The following is a 16,392-nucleotide window of genomic DNA, read 5'->3' as shown; positions in this document are numbered from 1 at the left end:
AACCGAAATCAATCGGTCCACTTCATCCGGTTGAGAAACAGGCTTTCGTTCGCCGTCGGCTGCCATTCGAGGTTTTTCGCTGCGCCGTAGATGATCGCCGCCTGATAGATCGGCACCATCGGCACCTCCTCAACGACGTAGGTGCTCACCGTCTTGTAGGCGTCGAGACGTTTTTTCTCATCCAGCGTGTTGCGGGCATCTTCCAAGAGCTTGTCGATCTTCGGGTCGGCGATCGAAGCCCACGCGCTGGACGAATGCAGCAGCGAGAACTCTACGCCATCGACATCCTGGCAGGCGCAGGACCAGCGGCCGAAGGAGATCGACGGCTGGCTTGCCGGCGCACTCTGGGCCTTCTTGAGATAGGTCGCCATGTCCGTCATCTCGATGTTGACGGTCAGACCGGTATCGCTGATCATTTGTGCCACCGCCTGGACGATGCGCTGGTCGAATGTCGGAGACGTCGCGAAGGCAACCGACTTGCCAGCCGCGCCCGCTTCCTTGATCAGGCGCTTGGCCTCGTCCAGATCGTAGGGGTAGCCTTTCAGGCCTTCCACGTAACCGAAATGCGCCGATGTCGCCATCTGGTCGAGCGGCTTGTCGACGCCACCGAGAAGACCATCGACGATCCCCTGCTTGTCGATGGAGCGGGCGACCGCTTCACGCACGCGCTTGTCGTTGAATGGCGGAAGGTTTGGGTTGAGCTTCACATAGCCGATACGCTCGGTCAGAACCGAGAGCGGCTTGGCGGCACCTGAGCTCTTGAGCTGTTCGGAGAGATCCGCATCGAGGCCGACGACGAGGTCGCTGGCGCCCGCTTCAAGATTGGCAATACGCGTGGCGGCATCCGGCACGGCGCGGAATTCGGCGGTCGGGAACACGCCCTTTTCGCCCCAGTAGTCGTCGTTGCGGGCAAGCGAAACCGAAACGCCACGCTGCCATGCGGCGAACTTGTAGGGGCCGGAGCCAACAGGCGCGGCATTGAAGCCGTCATTGCCCTTTTCCTCGACGACGTGCTGCGGCACGATCGACAGCTTGACGAGCTGGGCGAGCAGCACCGGATAGGCGCCATCCGTCTTCAACGTCACTTCGTGTTCGCCGGTCGCTTCCGCCGACAGGATCTTGTTGAACTGGCCGAGCTGCGGGCTGGCAAATTTCTTGTCGATGATGCGGTTGACGCTGAACGCGACGTCCTTGGCGGTCAGCGGCGTGCCGTCGTGGAACTTGACGTCGCTGCGGATCGTGAAGACGATTTCGCTGTCGGAAGAATATTTCCATTCGGTGGCGATCTGCGGGGCGATGGCACCGGCATCGTCACGGGTAACCAGGTTGTCGAAGATATTGCGGTAGACATAGTAGCTGTCCGGGTTCCACTGCTTGTGCGGATCGAGCGACGAAGGCTCGTTGACGAGATCAACGACCAGCTGATCCTTGGCCATTGCCTGGGACAGGACAATTGGCGAACAGGCCAGAAGCAGGCCTGCCAGAGAGGCTCGCATCGAACGACTGACTATCATCATCTACAATGTCCTTGTTTTTCCAGTGGGCGGTTGAGGTCGCTGATTGCGACCCGGTTTATCTTTGTTCGCGGCGCGACGGCCGGACTTGCGGCCAACCATCGCGTCGGTTTCGAGAAAGCGATCGAGCAGATAGGCTTCCAGCGCCGCGTTGGCGGACGCGAGATGTGCGATTGCATCGGCGGTGCGACCCTCGACGAGAGCCTCCGCGAAAGACGAAAGCCTCGTCGGCAGAAATTTAGCGCGCCCGCTCCGCTCGAAGAAGTTCACGAGCCTGTTGGAGCGATCCCAGAGGTCCGCAAGAAAACCCGCGACGACAGGCATGCCGAGGGCGTTGGCGAGGAGATCCAGCATGTCCCGCTCGCAGCGACGAATGGTGGGTAGCACATCGCCTCCCAGATCCGGCCGCTGCAGCAGCGCCATATGCATCTGGGACAGCGTGGTCAGCCGCCGTCTAGCGGCGTCGTCGAGAGCAGCCGAGCACAGTATCGGATCAAGGTGGCGGCGTGCGGCTATCAGTTCGCGGATCTCTGCCGCGGAAATCGGAGCGACCTCCCAACCGCTGCGGGCAGTCGAGGATACAAGCCCACTCGCCTTCAGCCGCGCCAGTGCGGCGCGTACGGCACCGCGACCGAGCGCGAATTCGGTGGTCAGCGAAGTCTCCGACAGACGCTCTCCCGGCATCAGAACGCAACCGACGATCGCGCTCCTCAACGCCCGTTCCGCCACTCCCGCCTTGCCTTCCGGCGGCGCGGGAGATGCATATGCATCTGTATCCAACATTGCGATCTGCCCTCTCAGATGCAAAGTCTGACATCCCAGTTTGCGTTGGGAAAGCGATAATTTTCCAATCTGGTACGCAAACCGAAGTAATTGTGCCAAAATGCTGAAACCAGCGCTTAAAAGCGCGGTCGCCGAATACCCAAGCCCTAAAACGACAAAACCCGCCGTGGTGAACGACGGGTCTGATCAATAGTGTGGTAGCCCGCTTACTTCTTGGCGGAGCCGCCGCGGGGCGACGCCTTGCGGCCCTGGCTGTGCGCGCCGGTCGTCTTGGCATCATAGCCTTGGCCGTGATTTGTGCCACCGAGATGACCACCGCCGCTGGTATTTGCAATCTGTCGCTCAGCCTTCTTGAGAAGCAGCGCCGCATCGGTCTTTTTCATGATTGTCTTTCGGTATGTTTAGAATGAAAAAAGGCCGGGCAAAATTGCACCGACCTTCCTCATCGTCGCTTCATTCACCGGTGCCAGTACATCCGTGGTCAAAGGTAGGAAGCGAAAGCGGCAGTTGCGAACATCGAATAGCCCGACGCTCATCAGCAATGCCGATGCGCAGACCATGTCATGAGAATGTGTTCCTAACAAGTTGAAGGCACTGCTCGTCTGGCAGGACCTCAGATGAGTCATTTCGCACCAGGCATTCATCCGGCGTGCTACAGCCGAAATCGGCATTGACGCTAGAGGCCCCGCGGACCATCTATCCCTGATGCCAAAACAAAAGACGAATGAGGCGCCGGAACTGTTCAAACAGTGGCCCCTGCCTCCCAAGGCAACGCTCGGCTCGGCGGTCCGCGCCAAGGGGATCCTGCTGGAGATCCGCGCGCGCCTGCCTATGGCGTCGCGCAAGTTGCTGGATCTCGATGGAGGCAGCCTTGTGCTTGCGATGCCCGAGACGTCGAAGACCGAATTCCGTTTTGTGTCGGGCGTTGTCAGCCAAGCGCTCGTCGGCATCGAAAGCCTCGCCGTGATACCGCGCGAAATCCAGGATATCCTGACGATCTCCCCGACCGAGCGACTTCGTTGGCTCACCGATGGCCGCTTGCCCAGCGCCGGAACTCGCACCGTGCGGCTGGCGGGACGCGCGAAGAAGATCACCTTCCATGTCTTCGATCCCCGCCTCGTCGAAGAGCTGCTCGACGGTGGCACGGTCGACGAGTGGCGTGAGGACGACAAGGCGATGGCGGCGGAAAACAGACGGCGGGCCGCGCTCAAGACGAAGCTGACCCGATCGCTGAAGACCGCCGCCAAACGCCAATCGACGGCTGGAAAAACGGCTGATGACAACGAGGGCGCGGGCCTGTCGGGCTGGGAAGAATTCGGGCGCGACGGGTTGCTCGGATAGTCCCACAGCCTTCGATCTCCCCGCGCACGGACGGCCGCTACGAGGTCCTCACAGATTCGTGTCCTGGAAAGACGGGTACACGGCTCCATTTACGCACGCTTGCACCACATCCGTCATGCATTGGGCCGGTATTGATCATCGCATTCCTGAAATTCGTTCACATCACCACGATTGCCATCTGGGCAGCCGGGTTGATCAGCCTGCCGGGCCTTTACGTGCAACGTGCCCATGTGAAGGATAAGGAAGCGCTTTACCGTCTTCAGATGATCGTACGCTACGCCTATGTGGCGATCATTTCGCCCGCGGCTTTCGTGGCGGTGGCCAGCGGCACGGCTCTGATTTTCGGACAGCAGACGTTTGCCGGCTGGTTTTCGATCAAGCTGCTGTTCGTTGGCCTGCTCGCCATCTTGCATGTCCTGACCGGCCTGATCATCATCCGGCTTTTCAAGGAGGGAGAGACGTATCCCGTCTGGCGCTTTGTTGCGGCAACCATCGTCACCACCGCGGTCGTTGGAGCAATCGTTTTCGTCGCCCTCGCCAAACCGTTTATCGGACTGGAATTGCCCGGCGAATTCATGCGCCCGGGCGGCCTGCGCACGCTGGCCGAGCGCATCAGTCCTTGGCCGATACCATGAGGCCGACACCATGATCGAAAATCAGCTTGCCGCCATGCCATCCAGCCATGCCCGTCATGATGCAGGTGAGCAGAGACACAAGAATTCCATGCGGCAACACGTCGCCGGCGCCAGTGACCCGCAGACCCCAATTGAGGCCGGCGCAGGCGATGAGCGTCACCGCGGCGATCGCATGTGCCCAGCTGGCGACGCGGCCGCGAATGCCCGGCACCGACAAAAGCTCGATCGTGCCGACAGCACCGGCTGCGAGACCGAAGAAGAAGACGCCACCGGAACTCCAGAGGCCGGCCCGCAGCCAGAACGGATCGGCGGACCACCAGAACAGCGCATCGACCGCAAGCGTTATGAAGGCAAGGGCGATCGGGAAGTGCACGCTCATCGCATGCAGCGGGTGCCCGGCGACGGCAATTGCAGAGCTGGCATCCTTGTCCCTGACATCGGCCACGACCGGGTTCGTCGTTTCGGTATCGTCTTTCATTACGTCCCTCCGTTCGCAGGGCAAATCCATCAGGTCCGCACTTGGTTCCGCGTCCTCGCGCTGGCCTCCGTTTCTGCAGCGCTCAGCAGTTGCACCGGCGACCTCTCCGCGCTCGACCCCGCCGGACCATCCGCGGGTTCGATTGCCCAGCTGTGGTGGGTGATGCTGTGGGGGTCTGTCGTCCTCTTTACCCTCGTCGTCGGGCTCTTTGCCGCCACCCTGTTTCGCCCGCGCTTTGGACGCGGCCTCTCCCAGAGCGGCTGGATTGTATGGGGCGGCCTCGTTCTTCCCCTGCCCGTCCTCACCGCACTGACCTTCTATGCGTTTTCCCAAGGCGAATTTCTGTTGAGCGGCGGCAGCGCGAAGACAGAGGACGTGCTGGAGGTCAGGGCTGTCGGCAGCATGTGGCAATGGCAGTTCTCCTACCCGTCCCTGCCGGGCAGCCGGACCGCAACAGGCCTCCTGCATATTCCGGCGGGCCGAACCATCGAAATCATCGCCGTAAGCGAGGACGTCATTCACAGTTTCTGGGTTCCCCGCCTCGGCGGCAAGATCGATGCCGTTCCCGGCCATGCCAACCGGCTGCGCATCCGTGCCGACCAGCCCGGACGATATGGCGGCGTCTGCTCGGAATATTGCGGCACCGGACATGCCGGCATGCGTTTCGAGGTACAGGCGCACACGGCTGACGATTTCGAAAAGGCAATCATTGGGGAAGTCACCCGATGAACGAACCCACGTCACCCGGCCACAATCCGATCGAGCTGCATCGCGCGCTGGACCGCTTATGGGCTGGAAAGCCCGGCTGGGGTCGTCTCGCTGCCGTCAACCACAATGTGGTTGGCGTCCGTTTCATGCTGACCGCTCTCGTGTTCTTTGCGATCGGCGGCATCCTGGCAATGTTGATCCGCACCCAGCTTGCCTCCGCCAACAGCGTGTTCATGGACGCCGAGACCTACGGTCAGGTGTTCACGATGCATGGCACCATCATGATGTTCCTGTTCGCGATCCCCTTCTTCGAGGGCATGGCGATCTACCTCTTGCCGAAACTGCTCGGCACCCGCGACCTCGCCTTTCCCCGTCTCGGGGCCTACGGCTACTGGTGCTACCTGTTCGGCGGCATGATCCTGATCGGCGCGCTGATCGGCGGCGTTGCGCCCTCCGGCGGCTGGTTCATGTACACGCCGCTATCTTCGTCGGTCTATTCTCCCGGCATCAACTCCGACGTCTGGCTGCTCGGCATCACTTTCGTGGAGATCTCTGCCCTCTCCGCTGCTGTCGAGATCATCGTGACGATCGTGAAGATCCGCGCCGCCGGCATGTCGCTTGACCGGATGCCGATCTTCGCCTGGTACATGCTCGTGGTCGCAACCATGATGCTGGTCGGATTTCCGCCGCTCATCCTCGGATCGATCCTGCTCGAGGTGGAGCGCGCCTTCGACCTGCCGTTCTTCGACCCCACGCGCGGCGGCGATCCGCTTTTGTGGCAGCACCTTTTCTGGCTGTTCGGTCACCCGGAAGTCTACATCATCTTTCTGCCCGCAGCCGGTGCGATCTCGACCATTCTCCCGGTGCTCTCAGGCACGCCGCTCGCGGGTTACCGGGTGATTGTCGCTGCCATCGTCTCGATGGCGTTTCTGTCCTTCGGCCTCTGGGTGCATCACATGTACACGGTCGGCATACCGCATGTGGCGCTCTCCTTCTTCTCGGCGGCGAGTGCGCTGGTCGCCGTGCCGACGGCGGTCCAGATCTTCGCCTGGCTCGCCACCATGGCGCATGGACGCCCGCGCTTTTCCATTCCGATGCTGCATATTTTCGGGTTCTTCTTCGTCTTTGTCATCGGCGGCCTGACGGGGGTCATGCTGGCCATGGTGCCGTTCGACTGGCAGGCGCACGACACCCATTTTGTGGTTGCCCACCTGCACTACGTTCTCGTCGGCGGCTTCATCTTCCCGATGCTGGCCATGGCCTATTACTGGCTGCCGCATCTGACCGGAAAACAGCCCGTTCAACACCTGTCGAATGCGGCGTTCTGGATGATCTTCGTCGGGTTCAACGTCACCTTCTTCTTCATGCACCTGACGGGTCTGCTCGGCATGCCGCGGCGCGTCTTCGAATATCCGACCGAGTTCGGATGGGAGACCCTGAATTTCATCTCGTCGATGGGAAGCTTCATCATGGCGATGGGGTTTGCGCTGGTGGCGCTCGATTTCATCCTTCTGTTCAAGTTCGGTCGGCCGTTCAGACGAAACCCGTGGAAGGCCGGCACGCTGGAATGGGCGATGCCGACACCGCCCCCGTCCTACAACTTCGCGTCCATTCCGAGGGTGAACAAACGCGCGGACCTGCTCGATCCGGATACGCTCGGCCCCTACCTTGCGGCTGGACGCGGTTATCTCGGCATGCCGCGCAATGATCGCATGGAAGTGCTGGGCGTGGATCCGGTAACGGGAGAGCCTGACCAGGTGGTGATGCTGCCGCGCCAGACATACCTGCCGCTCTGGACCGCGATCGCCACAGGCGCATTTTTCCTGATGATGCTGTTCAAGCTTTATTGGGCAACGCCCCTGGCGCTGATCTCCATCATCGCCTGCTTCTGGCTTTGGACACGCCGCGACCCCCTCCCCGTCGAAAACGATCTCGTTCCGATCGGGCATGGGTTAAGCGTGCCGGTTCACCTGCATGCGAGCACGCCGCCATCCTATCTGGCGATGGTGCTCACGCTCGTCGCCGATGCGACGCTCTACATATCCCTGTTGTTCGGCTGCCTTTTCCTATGGGTTTCCGCGCCCAACTGGCCGCCGGCCGGCTTTGTCGTCGACGTGAAGCTGTTGGCGCTCGCGGTCGGCGGGGTGATCATGAGCTGTGTCGGAGGTCGTCTGGCCGCACGTCCCAACGGGGCGGTGATGGTGGGCAGTGCGCTGGCGCTGCTCGGACACCTGATCTCGACCGGGCTGTTCCTCGCCATCGCGTTGCTGGTCCTCCCCGCGCCGTCGGGCCATGCCGCGATCGCCTCCGTGTTCGTGATCTTCATCTACGCCGCCCTGCACGGCACCATCGGCGCCGTGTTTGCGGCCCACGCCCTGTGGACGAGCCTCGGAAACAGGAAGGCGCTTCTTTCCCTCGATCTCAGGATTGGCAGGCTGTGGCATGACTATACGGCAGCAGCAGGCATCTGCGCCGCGGCTTTCTATCTGGCTCTGCAAAGCCTGATCGGCGAAGGAGGCCTATAGATGCGCCATCCGCTTCTGCTTGCTATCTCGGCGTTCGTGGTCTGGAGTGGAGCATTCCTGACGATCTACGCGGTTCAGGCGACCGGCTGCAGCCTGGACTGGCAGAGTGGCAACCTCGGAGCCTGGACATCGCCGCTCCGGCTGCTGTTGATATCGATGATGATCGCAAGCGTCATGGCGGTTGTCGTAATTCTGCTGCGCCAGCTACGGTCGAGCCGGACGTCACCCGTTTCCGAGACGTCCAGCTTCATGAACCGTGTGGCGATCTACGTCTCGATAGCGGCCCTGTTCTCGACCGCCTTCTGCTTCACCGGCGTCGTCTGGCTGACACTGTGTTCAGCCTGACGATATTCGGTCACGGTGGCGCTCAGATCGACGCCACTGTGGAGACAGTCTCGCCCATCTGGGCTGCGAGGAAATGCCTGGCACGGCTGATCCGGCTCTTCACCGTACCGACGGCGACATTGCACTTATCGGCTGCAACGTCATAGGACTGGCCGTCCTCAATCACCAGCTTGTAGGCATCCCGGTACGTCTCCGGCATCGCCATCAATGCCCGGTCGAACTCGCTCTTGCGGATGGCCCACTCCTGGGGCGAAGACGCTGCAGGCATGAGGTGCTCGAGATTTTCGGTTCCGATGCTCATGCGCTTTGCCCGCTGAAAGGCGGTATGATGGGTGTTGCGCATGATGGTGAACAACCATGATTTGAGGTTGGTCCCGGTGGCGAACGAAGGCAGCGCCGCAAGGCCCCGGAGCAAGGTTTCCTGGACAAGGTCGTCAGCATCGGTCGCGTTTCGATGGAAGCGCATCGCAAAGCGCCTCAGCGCTGGAATAAGTGCTACGACTTCGTGGTGCAATCTGAGATCGGCATCCATTCTCGTCTCCTCCTACTAGAGGTAACTCAAGTCGCAGTTGCGCTCATCGTTCCGTTCGATGACGCCCAATCCGGGAAGGGTACGTTAACGTACGTAGGTAGGTGACCGGATGCCGGTCTATGGCGCCCGAGACTGGCGCACCGGAACCAACGAGAGAACCGCCAGTTCCTACTCCATTCGAGCAACACCTGGAGCAACCATGTCCGAACTTACGCTGCACGACCTGTCGAAGAAGATGGCAAAGCTGGACTTTGCCATGCTGACCACCACGACATCATCCGGCAACCTCACTTCGCGGCCGATGAGCAACAACGGCGACGTCGAGTACGACGGCGACAGCTATTTCTTCGCCTACGAGCAGTCGAAAAAGATTGCGGAAATCCGCGCCGACAGCGCAGTCGGCCTTACCTATACGGGCGCAGTCGGCATGCTGGGTGGTTCGCCGCTCTTTGTCGGCGTTGAAGGCGCGGCAACGCTCATCACCGACAAAGCGACATTCAAGGATCACTGGACCAAGGACCTCGACCGGTATTTCCCGGAAGGGATCGACACCCCCGGTGTCGTGATGATCCGCGTGACGGCTAAGACGATCCGCTATTGGGACGGCAGCGACGAAGGCCAGATCTCGCTGTAAGCTGATCTGTCCCCAAGTGGGATGGCATTACGACTTGGGCCCGGTGTTTCCACCGGGCCCAAGTGCGTTTCGGGATAATGTTATCGGGCGACCCGTTACGCTGCACGCTTCGGCAGCCGCCAGTTGGGCCGCGGGAAGTGGCAGGTATAGCCATTGGGGATTCGCACCAGATAATCCTGATGCTCAGGCTCCGCCTCCCAGAATTCTGCCTCAGGCACGACTTCCGTCACGACCTTGCCCGGCCAGATACCGGACGCATCCACATCGGCGATCGTGTCAGCGGCAACATTCTTCTGTTCGTCACTGGTGAAGAAGATCGCGGAGCGATAGCTCGAGCCGACGTCGTTACCCTGCCGATTGCGGGTGCTTGGATCGTGGATCTGGAAGAAGAACTCCAGCAGGTCGCGGTAGGTCGTCCTGGTCGGATCGAAATTGATCTCGATCGCCTCCGCGTGGCCCTCGTGATTGCGATAGGTCGCGTTTGCAACACTTCCGCCCGTATAGCCCACGCGTGTGGATTGGACACCGGGAAGCTTGCGGATCAGATCCTGCATTCCCCAAAAGCAGCCGCCTGCTAAAACTGCGCGTTCGGTTGTCATGATGTATCTCCTGTTCGTCCGTCTCGCCAATATATGGTGTCGCCTTCCGCATTTAACCAGACGGCTCGAACGACCGATCGCAACACTTGTCGGTAAACGAGCAGAGCAGTGGAACTGTGCAACCCGCCGTCAGTTCGGGAACCTTGCAGGAGAAAACGAAATGTCTGATATCGACGACATCCACGGTGACAAATTCTCGGACACCTCGATCAGCGAGACAAGGGTTGGGCAATCGGTCGAAAGCCAGGCCCAGATCAGAGACGCGTCGGTGACGACCACGCCCGGCGAAACGCTCAACATCTACAGGCTCGAACCGACCGCCCGTAGCGACGATCCGCGGTGGCAGAATGCTCCCATGCAGGGCGCAGTCACGGTTGCCGCAAGGACTGCCGGCGATGCAAGGATTGTCGCGACCAGCCAGGAAGTTGACTTCCAGCAAGTTGACGCAGCGCCTGCCGAAGGCGTCAGCACCGACTTCGCCAGCGCGTTCCGGGACGAAAAGCTCTACACCGTCATTGAAATTGCGCGTGGCCGAACCGATCTCTCTCGCGGCGTCATCGACGCCGGTGGTGTGATCGAGACGATCAAGCCGCTTCAGGACTAAAAACCAAAAACCTTTGCCGGGAGATTGCAATCATGGGCCTTTTTGACGCATTTCTGGGCCATGGATCGACGGTCGACCCGGCGGACCTGAACAAGCGCCTCGATGGCGTGCTGATCGATGGAGAACAGCCGCAACTCGCCTTCAAACTCATCCGCGATTTCTTCGTCTTCACCCAGTATCGCATCATTATGGTCGACATCCAGGGGATGACGGGAAGTAAGGTCGACTACATGTCGATTCCCTACCGGTCGATCACCCGGTTTTCGGTCGAGACTGCGGGAACGTTCGATCTGGATTCGGAGCTGAAAATCTGGGTATCGGGTAGCGACAGCCCGATTGCGAAAACGCTGAAAAAGGGCACCGATGTGCGCGGCATACAGCGCGCGCTCGCGACCGGTATCTTCCGTTAAACTCAAGGTATCAAAACGACAATGCGGCTGAATGCACGGTACGCGCCCGGTGCTTCGCCGCATCCTCTTCATGCTTACAAGAGAATGGCCTGCGGCAGATGCCGCAGGCCATTCTATTTGATTAGCCGTTCGGGCGTATCACGACCTTGACGCAGCCGTCCTGCTTGTCGCGGAACGTCTTGTAGGCCTCCGGACCTTCCTCAAGTCCGATGCGGTGCGTGATCAGGAATGACGGATCGATCTTGCCATCCTGGATCAGCTTCATCAGCGGCTCGAGATAACGCTGAACATGGGTCTGACCGGTCTTGAGGGTCAGGCCCTTGCCCATGAAGGCGCCCAACGACGTCGGAACGGCCGGACCGACAAACACGCCGGGAAGAGAGACCGTACCACCGGGCCGGCAGGCGAGGATTGCCTGGTTGAGCGCGTAAGGACGCTCGGTTGCCGACAGTTTGGTCTGAAGCGTTTCCATCACGCCACCGGCGCCATGGCTCTCAAGACCCACCGCCTCGATGACCGCATCCGGCCCAAGACCGTTCGTCATGTCGAGAATGCGCTGCTGCAGATCCTCATCCGCATAGTCAAGCGTCTCGGCACCGGACTGTTGAGCAAGCGCCAAGCGCTCCGGCACGGTGTCGATCGCAATCACGCGCTCTGCACCGAGCAAGAACGCCGACTTGATCGCAAACAGGCCGACCGGACCACAACCGAACACGGCAACCGTCTGGCCCTGCTTGATGTCGCAGTTTTCGGCCGCCATGTAGCCTGTCGGGAAGATGTCGGAGAGGAACAGGACCTGTTCGTCGGTCAATCCATCCGGCACCACGATCGGCCCGACATCGGCGTAGGGAATGCGCAGGTACTGGGCCTGGCCGCCCGGGATCTGGCCGTACATTTCCGAGAAGCCGAACAGGCCGGCCGTCGGATAGCCGATCTGCTTGGCCTGCATCGCGCCGTTGGGGTTGGATCGTTCGCAAAGCGAGAACTGACCCCATTTGCACTGACGGCACTCGCCGCAGGAAATCGTGAACGGCACGACCACGCGGTCGCCGACCTTGAGCTTCGAGTTTCCGCGGCCGACTTCGACCACCTCACCCATCGTTTCATGGCCCATCACGTCGCCTGCGTGCATGCCGGGAACGAAACCACCATAAAGGTGAAGATCCGAGCCGCAGATGGCGCAGCTCGTGACCTTGATGATCGCGTCGCGGTCATGCTGAATGATTGGATCGTCTACTTCTTCGCAGCGGATATCACCGCTGCCGTGCCATGTAAGAGCTTTCACGTTCTAACCTCCGGTCGTATTGCATTCGCGTTGGTGTTCATGCGCATGTTCATGTTCAAGGTTGCCCGCTGCCACCGGCAGCACCGTAGATCTGTCCCGTCGAGAAGCTTGCGCCGTTGTCGGCAAGCTGGACGTAGATCGACGCAAGCTCGGCAGGCTGACCCGGTCGGCCGAGCGGCGTATCGCCACCGAACTCGACCAGCTTTTCCATCGTCGCACCGCCCGACACCTGCAGCGGCGTCCAGACCGGGCCCGGCGCAACGCCGTTGACGCGGATGCCCTTCGGGCCGAGCTGCTTGGCCATCGACTTCGTGAAGCTCATGCCGGCAGCCTTGGTGATGGCGTAATCGACCAGGTTCTCGGACGGATCGTAGGCCTGTTCGGACGTTGTCTGGATGATCGACGATCCCGGCTGCAGATGCTTGAGCGCCGCCTTGGTCAGCCAGAACATCGCGTAGATGTTCGTCTTCATCGTCGCGTCGAAGGCTTCGGTGGTGATATCAGACAGCGACTGGGCCTGCTGCTGACGGCCCGCATTGTTGACCAAAATGTCGAGACCACCCAGAGCCTTTGCGGCATCTTCGACGAGCTTCACGCAGAATGCCTCGTCGCGCAGATCGCCGGGAAGTGCGATGCCCTTGCGACCTTCCTTTTCGATCAGGGCGATGACTTCTTTGGCATCAGGCTCTTCATCGGGCAGATAGTTGATCGCGACATCGGCACCCTCGCGGGCATAGGCGATGGCAGCCGCACGGCCCATCCCGGAATCGCCGCCGGTGATCAGAGCCTTGCGACCGGCCAGCCGGCCCGAGCCCTTGTAAGACGTCTCGCCGTGATCCGGCTTCGGCGTCATCTTGCCGGCCAGTCCTGGGAATGGCTGGGTCTGCTCCTGAAACGGAGGCTGCGGGTACTTGGTCGTCGGGTCTTCCATACTGGATGCCTTTACAGTCGTATCTTGAGAAAATGCCGGCAACGCCGAAGCCGCGAGCGCCGCTGTGGTGGACGCAAGCATGTGTCGGCGGGAAAGAATGAACGATGGGAATGTCGGCACTATAATGTTCCTGGATTATAGCCCAAGAACTAAGGTGGACGGGGAGTGTTCCCACATTCGCCTGTCTATCTTCACGGGAGGCTTCGTTCAGCCACCAGACCAGGCGTAATCCATGCAAAGAATGCACCGGCCGCAGCTCTGCCGCCGGTGCAATATGTCAGTGGTTCAGCGGATACGGCTGAGAAGCTGTCCGGCGATCAGCGGAACGGCAGCCGTCCCCACGGGTCCAAGCCGCAACCGTTGTGCAAGCCGACCAAGAACGAAGGTTGCCGTGGCGGTTCCGATCAGCTTCACCCACGAATTTTCTGGGGTCTGGGAGGACAGCGATGCACGCCGGGTCTGGCCCTCGTCTTCGATCTCGGCAATCCGGTTGCGCAGATAGACGACTTCCCGACGCAGCCGCTCCATTTCGGCCTCGCTGCCGGACATGGCCCCGGCCGATGCGCCGCGATCGCCATAGGCGACGTCATCCAACTCGTCGAGATGTTCATTAAGAAGAGCGGTGCTTTCGAACCCGCGTGCTTTGATATTGGTCATGGTTGTCCCTCAGATCGCGCTTGGAGCATAGATACGGTTGTCGACGTCGAACCGGTTCTGCTGAAGCCAGCCGTCGATATAGGCGGCGACCTCTTCCCAGCCGGGTTCACCGCAGATGTAGTGGCCACGGTTGGGGAACTCGCGGAAGTCGGTCACGCTGCCGGTATTCTCGTAGGCCTTGAAATTCTTCTCGTTGAGATCGGCGGGAATGATCTCATCCTTCTCGCCGGCAACCAGAAGCAAAGGTTCATGCGGACGGCTGAGATCGATCTTGCCGGACGAACCCATGCAGTCGCGCAGAACGTTGCGGCTGTCGTGGGTCGCCGTCTTCTCGAACTCGACAGCCGCCTGCTCTTCCGATAGCGTGTTGGCGAAGGAGCCATGGAACGTCTTTGCGTCCATGTAGACCGGCTCATCACCCTTCAGCGGATTGGTGATGATGGCGCTGTTCTTGATGAAGCCCCAGTCGAAATCGAGCATGGCATTCGGCGCAACCGACGAGATCGCCACTGCACCCGAGACGTGGCCATCCGCGAGCAGCTTCTGCGCGATGAGACCTCCGACAGAGTGACCGATGACGACAGGCTTATCGAGGCCTGCGACCGCCGATTTGATGGATGCATAGATGGCATCGAGGCTCAGCTCACCGAGCCCGGCTGGCGGGTTGTCGCGCAATGCCTTCGGATCGCCATCGTGGAGAGGCCATGCCGGGGCGCTGCAGTCGTAGCCTTTGTCGCTGAAGTAGCGAACCCAGTTGTCCCAGCTTTTGGGATTTTGAAACATGCCATGCACGAAAACGATCTGCGTCATCGATAATCCTCTCTTTTCTGAGAGAGAGGAACCGAAAACCCGCGCCGTTGTTCCCACGCGCTGAAAGACTTGGGCAAGCAGATCGCAGATTGCTGAGTCCAGAGCTGTAAGGCCAGTCGTGCGACTGGCCTTATGCGATGTCGCCCCGGATGGGGTATGCCGGGATTACGCTCCGAACGCACCGTCGATCGTGTGCATTGCCCCGGTCACGAACCCCGCCTCCGGGCCGGCGAGCCAGGCGACCATTCCAGCAACCTCTTCCGGACGACCGTGGCGCTTGATCGCCATGAAGCTGTGCATCAGGTCTTTCATCGGTCCGTTTTCCGGATTGGCATCCGTATCGATCGGCCCCGGCTGAACGACGTTGATGGTGATGCCGCGTGGCCCGAAATCGCGCGCCAGCCCGCGGGCCAGTCCCTGCAGGGCAGACTTGCTCATTGCATAGGAGGCCATGCCCGGAATGGGCATCCGGTCACCATTGACGGAACCGATGACGATGATCCGCCCGCCGTCCGGCATCTGACGCGCCGCTTCGACCGAGGCGTGATAGGGCGCATGGATATTGATCTGGAAAAGCCGGTCGATCGCGTCCGGATCCTGTTCAAGCGCATCGCCGAAGACAGCAATTCCGGCATTGACCACCAGCACGTCCAGCGGGCCGCTTTCTCGCACCCGGGCAATCACGGCATCGCGGCTGGAGCTGTCGGTCTGAACAGCCGTAGTCTTGGTCTCTGCCGCCAGCTCATCCGCCGCCGCGCGAGAGCCGGCATAGGTGAAGGTCACGTTGGCACCGTCGTTTGCAAACCGCCGCACGATGGCGGCGCCGATACCCCGGCTACCGCCGAGAACCAGAACGGATTTTCCCTGAAAAGTCGTCATCTGAGATCCTTGAGAAATACAGTAATGACTGCTACATAAATCATCAGGGTTCATCGTCAAGGTATTTTGTAATAATGACTACAGATATTCCGCGTACCCGCGGTCGCCCACGTCGTTTTGATGCCGACCAAGGTGTGGAGATCGCCCAAAAGCTGTTCCATGCGCGCGGCTATGATGCCGTGGGGGTTGCCGATGTCACGCAGGCACTCGGCATCAATCCGCCGAGCTTCTATGCCGCCTTCGGCAACAAGGCCGGCTTGTACGCGCGCGTTCTTGAACGCTACTCGCTAACGGCGGCGATTCCGCTTGCTGATATCCTGAGGCCCGACCGCCCGGTTGCCGAATGCCTTGCGGCCGTGCTGGAAGACGCCTGCCGGCGCTATGCGTCCGACCCGGCTACCGCTGGCTGTCTCGTTCTGGAGGGAACCCATTGCGATGATCCGGAGGCACGCGCGGCGACCCGTGCATTGCAGGCAGCAGCGGAGGATGTGATCCGCGGCTTTATCGCAGCGCGGCATCCGGAAAAGGCGGAAAGCGTGACCGATTTCGTCTCGACCACAATGACCGGCCTCTCCGCCAAGGCCCGCAGCGGATTGGAACTGGACCGCCTCATGGCCATTGCCCGCCTTGCCGGACGGATCCTGACGCAAGAGCTTGCGGATTGATCATCGCCGCTGCGGTCGGGCCTGCAGCGACGGAACGCGATTGCTGCGCACCCATCG

The 16,392-nt window shown here is 60.7% G+C and carries 20 protein-coding genes; 9 read left to right on the top strand and 11 right to left on the bottom strand.

Going from position 1 to position 16,392, the window contains the following annotated elements; translation table 11 throughout:
• Positions 1 to 8 precede the first annotated feature (8 nt).
• From ACQY1L_RS02770 to ACQY1L_RS02760, 3 genes are all read right to left on the bottom strand, one after another.
• Positions 9 to 1,517, bottom strand: a complete 1,509-nt coding sequence (locus ACQY1L_RS02770) for an ABC transporter substrate-binding protein (RefSeq protein WP_430242555.1) — start codon at positions 1,515 to 1,517, stop codon at positions 9 to 11.
• Positions 1,518 to 2,297 carry a GntR family transcriptional regulator gene (locus ACQY1L_RS02765; protein WP_430242552.1) on the bottom strand — a complete coding sequence of 260 codons (780 nt, stop codon included), beginning with the start codon at positions 2,295 to 2,297 and terminating at the stop codon, positions 1,518 to 1,520.
• A gap of 206 nt (positions 2,298 to 2,503) precedes the next feature.
• The gene (locus tag ACQY1L_RS02760) at positions 2,504 to 2,680 is read right to left on the bottom strand and encodes a hypothetical protein (protein ID WP_165699875.1); all 177 of its coding nucleotides are present in this window, start codon (positions 2,678 to 2,680) and stop codon (positions 2,504 to 2,506) included.
• Between the two features lie 322 nt (positions 2,681 to 3,002).
• Between ACQY1L_RS02760 and ACQY1L_RS02755 the strand changes: the two genes are divergently transcribed.
• A complete protein-coding gene (locus ACQY1L_RS02755; protein ID WP_430242549.1) occupies positions 3,003 to 3,638 on the top strand; it encodes a hypothetical protein in 636 nt (211 codons plus the stop codon).
• 131 nt (positions 3,639 to 3,769) lie between these two features.
• Complete coding sequence (locus ACQY1L_RS02750; RefSeq protein WP_210311727.1) at positions 3,770 to 4,273, top strand: CopD family protein; 504 nt, start codon at positions 3,770 to 3,772, stop codon at positions 4,271 to 4,273.
• On the opposite strand, the gene ACQY1L_RS02745 is transcribed toward ACQY1L_RS02750, so the two are convergent.
• Positions 4,251 to 4,751, bottom strand: coding sequence for a DUF2231 domain-containing protein (locus tag ACQY1L_RS02745; RefSeq protein WP_062460587.1), 501 nt, complete (start codon positions 4,749 to 4,751; stop codon positions 4,251 to 4,253). The genes ACQY1L_RS02750 and ACQY1L_RS02745 overlap by 23 nt on opposite strands.
• Between ACQY1L_RS02745 and coxB the strand changes: the two genes are divergently transcribed.
• From coxB to ACQY1L_RS02730, 3 genes are read left to right on the top strand one after another with little or no spacing between them, the layout of a single operon-like run.
• Complete coding sequence (gene coxB, locus ACQY1L_RS02740) at positions 4,740 to 5,480, top strand: cytochrome c oxidase subunit II (protein WP_430243793.1); 741 nt, start codon at positions 4,740 to 4,742, stop codon at positions 5,478 to 5,480. The genes ACQY1L_RS02745 and coxB overlap by 12 nt on opposite strands.
• Positions 5,477 to 7,984 (top strand): cytochrome c oxidase subunit I, encoded by a 2,508-nt coding sequence (gene ctaD / locus ACQY1L_RS02735; protein WP_430242544.1) that lies wholly within the window; start codon positions 5,477 to 5,479, stop codon positions 7,982 to 7,984. The genes coxB and ctaD overlap by 4 nt, the downstream gene beginning before the upstream one ends.
• Entirely contained in the window at positions 7,985 to 8,329 is a 345-nt protein-coding gene (locus tag ACQY1L_RS02730; RefSeq protein ID WP_209901708.1) for a hypothetical protein, read from the top strand.
• 22 nt (positions 8,330 to 8,351) lie between these two features.
• On the opposite strand, the gene ACQY1L_RS02725 is transcribed toward ACQY1L_RS02730, so the two are convergent.
• Positions 8,352 to 8,861 carry a sigma-70 family RNA polymerase sigma factor gene (locus ACQY1L_RS02725; RefSeq protein WP_062460596.1) on the bottom strand — a complete coding sequence of 170 codons (510 nt, stop codon included), beginning with the start codon at positions 8,859 to 8,861 and terminating at the stop codon, positions 8,352 to 8,354.
• A gap of 199 nt (positions 8,862 to 9,060) precedes the next feature.
• Between ACQY1L_RS02725 and ACQY1L_RS02720 the strand changes: the two genes are divergently transcribed.
• A complete protein-coding gene (locus ACQY1L_RS02720; protein WP_430242540.1) occupies positions 9,061 to 9,495 on the top strand; it encodes a pyridoxamine 5'-phosphate oxidase family protein in 435 nt (144 codons plus the stop codon).
• Positions 9,496 to 9,590: 95 nt separating this feature from the next.
• On the opposite strand, the gene msrA is transcribed toward ACQY1L_RS02720, so the two are convergent.
• Entirely contained in the window at positions 9,591 to 10,094 is a 504-nt protein-coding gene (gene msrA, locus ACQY1L_RS02715; RefSeq protein ID WP_430242537.1) for a peptide-methionine (S)-S-oxide reductase MsrA, read from the bottom strand.
• Positions 10,095 to 10,254: 160 nt separating this feature from the next.
• Between msrA and ACQY1L_RS02710 the strand changes: the two genes are divergently transcribed.
• The gene (locus ACQY1L_RS02710) at positions 10,255 to 10,698 is read left to right on the top strand and encodes a hypothetical protein (protein WP_113165507.1); all 444 of its coding nucleotides are present in this window, start codon (positions 10,255 to 10,257) and stop codon (positions 10,696 to 10,698) included.
• A gap of 32 nt (positions 10,699 to 10,730) precedes the next feature.
• On the top strand, positions 10,731 to 11,108 hold the full coding sequence (locus ACQY1L_RS02705) for a PH domain-containing protein (RefSeq protein ID WP_174196258.1): 378 nt from the start codon (positions 10,731 to 10,733) through the stop codon (positions 11,106 to 11,108).
• Between the two features lie 121 nt (positions 11,109 to 11,229).
• Here ACQY1L_RS02705 and ACQY1L_RS02700 read toward each other — a convergent pair whose 3' ends face one another.
• The 5 genes from ACQY1L_RS02700 to bdcA all read right to left on the bottom strand — a co-directional run bounded on the left by ACQY1L_RS02700 (position 11,230) and on the right by bdcA (position 15,670).
• Positions 11,230 to 12,393, bottom strand: a complete 1,164-nt coding sequence (locus ACQY1L_RS02700; RefSeq protein WP_062460610.1) for a zinc-dependent alcohol dehydrogenase — start codon at positions 12,391 to 12,393, stop codon at positions 11,230 to 11,232.
• Positions 12,394 to 12,448: 55 nt separating this feature from the next.
• Positions 12,449 to 13,405 carry an SDR family oxidoreductase gene (locus ACQY1L_RS02695; protein ID WP_113109924.1) on the bottom strand — a complete coding sequence of 319 codons (957 nt, stop codon included), beginning with the start codon at positions 13,403 to 13,405 and terminating at the stop codon, positions 12,449 to 12,451.
• A 204-nt stretch (positions 13,406 to 13,609) separates the two neighbouring features.
• On the bottom strand, positions 13,610 to 13,981 hold the full coding sequence (locus ACQY1L_RS02690; RefSeq protein ID WP_430242534.1) for a hypothetical protein: 372 nt from the start codon (positions 13,979 to 13,981) through the stop codon (positions 13,610 to 13,612).
• A gap of 9 nt (positions 13,982 to 13,990) precedes the next feature.
• Positions 13,991 to 14,791, bottom strand: a complete 801-nt coding sequence (locus tag ACQY1L_RS02685) for an alpha/beta hydrolase (RefSeq protein WP_062460619.1) — start codon at positions 14,789 to 14,791, stop codon at positions 13,991 to 13,993.
• A 165-nt stretch (positions 14,792 to 14,956) separates the two neighbouring features.
• Positions 14,957 to 15,670, bottom strand: coding sequence for an SDR family oxidoreductase (gene bdcA, locus ACQY1L_RS02680; protein ID WP_430261946.1), 714 nt, complete (start codon positions 15,668 to 15,670; stop codon positions 14,957 to 14,959).
• A 74-nt stretch (positions 15,671 to 15,744) separates the two neighbouring features.
• On the opposite strand from bdcA, the gene ACQY1L_RS02675 reads away from it, so the two are divergent.
• Positions 15,745 to 16,335 (top strand): TetR/AcrR family transcriptional regulator, encoded by a 591-nt coding sequence (locus tag ACQY1L_RS02675; RefSeq protein ID WP_062460626.1) that lies wholly within the window; start codon positions 15,745 to 15,747, stop codon positions 16,333 to 16,335.
• The last annotated feature ends 57 nt before the right edge of the window (positions 16,336 to 16,392 follow it).

This window comes from Neorhizobium sp. DAR64862/K0K3 (genome assembly GCF_050500185.1).
Lineage (GTDB): Bacteria > Pseudomonadota > Alphaproteobacteria > Rhizobiales > Rhizobiaceae > Neorhizobium > Neorhizobium soli.
Note: the sequence above shows the minus strand (reverse complement) of the source record. Positions and strands in the feature narration are given on the sequence as shown.

Bases quoted from the DNA above. Each gene is read 5' to 3' on its own strand.
- ACQY1L_RS02770 (WP_430242555.1), bottom strand. From the start codon at position 1,517: ATGATGATAGTCAGTCGTTCGATGCGAGCCTCTCTGGCAGGCCTGCTT.
- ACQY1L_RS02765 (WP_430242552.1), bottom strand. From the start codon at position 2,297: ATGTTGGATACAGATGCATATGCATCTCCCGCGCCGCCGGAAGGCAAG.
- ACQY1L_RS02760 (WP_165699875.1), bottom strand. From the start codon at position 2,680: ATGAAAAAGACCGATGCGGCGCTGCTTCTCAAGAAGGCTGAGCGACAG.
- ACQY1L_RS02755 (WP_430242549.1), top strand. From the start codon at position 3,003: ATGCCAAAACAAAAGACGAATGAGGCGCCGGAACTGTTCAAACAGTGG.
- ACQY1L_RS02745 (WP_062460587.1), bottom strand. From the start codon at position 4,751: ATGAAAGACGATACCGAAACGACGAACCCGGTCGTGGCCGATGTCAGG.
- ctaD (WP_430242544.1), top strand. From the start codon at position 5,477: ATGAACGAACCCACGTCACCCGGCCACAATCCGATCGAGCTGCATCGC.
- ACQY1L_RS02730 (WP_209901708.1), top strand. From the start codon at position 7,985: ATGCGCCATCCGCTTCTGCTTGCTATCTCGGCGTTCGTGGTCTGGAGT.
- ACQY1L_RS02725 (WP_062460596.1), bottom strand. From the start codon at position 8,861: ATGGATGCCGATCTCAGATTGCACCACGAAGTCGTAGCACTTATTCCA.
- ACQY1L_RS02720 (WP_430242540.1), top strand. From the start codon at position 9,061: ATGTCCGAACTTACGCTGCACGACCTGTCGAAGAAGATGGCAAAGCTG.
- msrA (WP_430242537.1), bottom strand. From the start codon at position 10,094: ATGACAACCGAACGCGCAGTTTTAGCAGGCGGCTGCTTTTGGGGAATG.
- ACQY1L_RS02710 (WP_113165507.1), top strand. From the start codon at position 10,255: ATGTCTGATATCGACGACATCCACGGTGACAAATTCTCGGACACCTCG.
- ACQY1L_RS02705 (WP_174196258.1), top strand. From the start codon at position 10,731: ATGGGCCTTTTTGACGCATTTCTGGGCCATGGATCGACGGTCGACCCG.
- ACQY1L_RS02695 (WP_113109924.1), bottom strand. From the start codon at position 13,405: ATGCTTGCGTCCACCACAGCGGCGCTCGCGGCTTCGGCGTTGCCGGCA.
- ACQY1L_RS02690 (WP_430242534.1), bottom strand. From the start codon at position 13,981: ATGACCAATATCAAAGCACGCGGGTTCGAAAGCACCGCTCTTCTTAAT.
- ACQY1L_RS02685 (WP_062460619.1), bottom strand. From the start codon at position 14,791: ATGACGCAGATCGTTTTCGTGCATGGCATGTTTCAAAATCCCAAAAGC.
- bdcA (WP_430261946.1), bottom strand. From the start codon at position 15,670: ATGACGACTTTTCAGGGAAAATCCGTTCTGGTTCTCGGCGGTAGCCGG.
- ACQY1L_RS02675 (WP_062460626.1), top strand. From the start codon at position 15,745: ATGACTACAGATATTCCGCGTACCCGCGGTCGCCCACGTCGTTTTGAT.